This window comes from Aquincola tertiaricarbonis (assembly GCF_000969605.1).
In the GTDB taxonomy this organism is placed as follows: domain Bacteria; phylum Pseudomonadota; class Gammaproteobacteria; order Burkholderiales; family Burkholderiaceae_C; genus Aquincola; species Aquincola tertiaricarbonis.
Genome location: NZ_JZUE01000074.1, coordinates 1 through 1,188 on the forward strand (window position 1 = coordinate 1; position 1,188 = coordinate 1,188).

The window sequence follows — 1,188 nt, forward strand, 5'->3', positions numbered from 1 at the left end:
GGAAGGTCTGCACAACGCGATGCGATGCGCCCGTCGAGCCGATTCGATGATCGCCAAGCGCCGTCTGGCTGCACCGAGGCGATTCGCGGCGTCTTCGAGGCCCCGGTTGGGCCTGCTGCGGCGCTCCGCAGGCCCCTGCAGGGCACCGCGGACGCACTCATCCCTGCGCTCCGATCAACTGCCGCCTCGCCATCCACAGGTTTGACAGCGCGAAAAGCGTGGCGATCTGCGCCGTGTTCTTGGCCAATCCTCGGTAGCGAACCTTCGTGTAGCCGAACTGCCGCTTGATCACCCGGAACGGATGCTCGACCTTGGCCCGGGTGCTTGCCTTCCACTTCTCCAGGCTCAGCGCCTCGAAGTGCGGCGCGATGAACGGGTTGAGCTTGCGCCGCAGCCCTGGCCGCATGGCCACGTGCCACTGAGGCCCCTGGGCTTCGATGCGCTTGTGCACGCCTTGGTAGCCCGCGTCTCCAAAGGCTACCTGCTCGTCACCGTGCAGCAGTGCGCCGGCCTGCGTCACGTCGTTGACGCTGGCGGCCGTGCCCACGACGCTGTGCACCAAGCCAGAGTGCGCGTCCACGCCGATGTGGGCCTTCATGCCGAAGTACCACTGGTTGCCCTTCTTGGCCTGCTTCATCTCGGGGTCCCGCTCGCCCTCGGCGTTCTTGGTCGAACTCGGCGCGGCGATCAAGGTGGCGTCGACGACGGTGCCCTTCTTCATCATCAGGCCCTTGGCCTGGAGGATGTCGTTGACCACCCGCAGCATGTCGGTGGCCAAATCGTGCTTCTCCAGCAGGTGCCGAAACCTCAGGATGGTGGTCTCGTCAGGCAATCGCTCGACACCTTCGCCCAAACGAGCGAACTCACGGAAGACGGGCATGTCGTGCAGCGCCTCTTCCATCGCCGGGTCGGACAGCGCGAACCATTGCTGCAGGTAGTGAACTCGCAGCATGGTCTCGATGGGAAACGGCGGCCGTCCGGTCTTGGCCTTAGGGTAGTACGGCTCCACCACCTGCACCAGCGCCGACCACGGCACCACGCGTTCCATCTCTTCGAGGAACTCGCGCTTGCGGGTCTTCTTCGTCGACAGGTTCAGGCCAAGTCCGAGCTGCTTCATGAGCGTGATCGTCCCTGGCGCCGGGCGGTCAGGCTATTCGGATCGGCACGTAGTTGTGCAGACCTTCCCTA

General features: G+C 64.8%; 1 protein-coding gene. It reads right to left on the reverse strand.

The features are described 5' to 3' along the window. Positions 1 to 157: 157 nt before the first annotated feature. Positions 158 to 1,117: an IS5 family transposase gene (locus VO99_RS27445; protein WP_046116153.1), complete on the reverse strand. Its 960-nt coding sequence runs from the start codon at positions 1,115 to 1,117 to the stop codon at positions 158 to 160. Positions 1,118 to 1,188 lie beyond the last annotated feature (71 nt).

What these genes read in the sequence shown, in the direction of transcription:
- VO99_RS27445 (WP_046116153.1), bottom strand. Translation starts at nt 1,117, where the DNA reads ATGAAGCAGCTCGGACTTGGCCTGAACCTGTCGACGAAGAAGACCCGC.